This window comes from Saccharopolyspora sp. 6M, assembly GCF_020176775.1.
GTDB classification, from domain to species: Bacteria; Actinomycetota; Actinomycetes; order Mycobacteriales; family Pseudonocardiaceae; genus Saccharopolyspora_C; species Saccharopolyspora_C gregorii.
Genome location: NZ_JAIUJZ010000347.1, coordinates 1 through 1,123 on the forward strand (window position 1 = coordinate 1; position 1,123 = coordinate 1,123).

Annotated in this window: 2 protein-coding genes; both read right to left on the reverse strand. The window is 76.3% G+C overall.

The genetic code is table 11. The annotated features are described in order from the left end of the window. Nucleotides 1-806, reverse strand: an 806-nt coding sequence (locus LCD31_RS28750) for a bifunctional cobalt-precorrin-7 (C(5))-methyltransferase CbiE/decarboxylating cobalt-precorrin-6B (C(15))-methyltransferase CbiT (protein WP_224963319.1), incomplete at its 3' end; no start/stop codon positions are given. A gap of 93 nt (nt 807-899) precedes the next feature. Continuing rightward, on the reverse strand, nt 900-1,123 hold a 224-nt coding region (locus LCD31_RS28755; protein ID WP_374201696.1), incomplete at its 5' end, for a hypothetical protein.

Here is a 1,123-nt window from a genome sequence, read left to right on the forward strand (position 1 = left end):
GCGCACTCGACGGCGACCGAACCGGAGCCGGCGCCGACGTCCCAGATCAGCGCGCCGGGGCGGGCCGCGAGATCCGCCAGCGCCACCGCCCGCACCTCGGCGGGCGTCACTTCGCCGTCGCGGTGCGAGAACTCGTCCTCGGACAGCGCCCAGCCGTTCGCGGGCGGCAGGACCTCACCGCCGGCGAGCCAGCCCCGGGCGCCGACCTCCTTCGGTTCCGCCGCGCACAGCACCACCGCGTCCGGGCGCCAGCTGCGCTGCGCGGCCTCCTCCGGGGTGGCGGTGGTGATCTTCTCGCCCTCGCCGCCGAGGTCTTCGCCGACGACGAGCGTGCGCCGCCAGCCGGTCAGCCCGGAAGCCAGCCGCGCCGGGCCGGCCCCCGGGCCGCTGAGCACCAGCACCGCCGGTCGCGCCCGGCACAGGTTCAGCACGCGGGGCAGGTCGTCCTCGCTCGCCGCCGCCACCGGCACCGAGTCCCACGGCCTGCCGAGGCGGGCCATCAGCCGGGCCACGTTCGGCGCGGCCGGGGTGACGGCGCAACGCACCCCGCGCTCCCGCAACTCCCGCAGCACGCCGAAGAAACCAGGATCGCCGTCGACGAGCACGACCCCGGTCTCCTCGCCCGCCAGCGAGGTCAGCGCGCCCAGCGCCTGGCTCCACTGCGCGAGGTCCAGCGACCGGGCCTGCTGCGGGGCGTGCGCGTCGAGGTGTCTGCGCGAGCCCACCACGAGCCGCGCCGAACCCAGCACCTCGGCGGCGCCCGCGGGCAGCTCCGCCCCGTCGATCCCGATCACCGTGACCGTCACGTCTTCCACCTCGTCCTGCCACGCCGCTGCACCGGCCGGGCTCGCGGATCACGAGCCCGGTTCACCTTGCCACGTCTGGGGATGCGCTCGCGCTCAGCTCGACGCGTCACCCTTGTTCTTGGTCGACTTCGCGCCCCCGGTGCGGGTCCGGGTGCCCGCGGTCTTGGTCTGCGCCTTCGTCTGCGCCTTCGTTTGGGCCTTGGTCTGCGACTTCGCCCGGGTGCGGGTCTTCGCGGTGGCGCGGGGGGTGCCGGTGGTCTCCGCCGCCGAGGTGCGCGCGGTGCCCTCGGTCCCGGTCTGCTCGCCGGTCGCGGCTG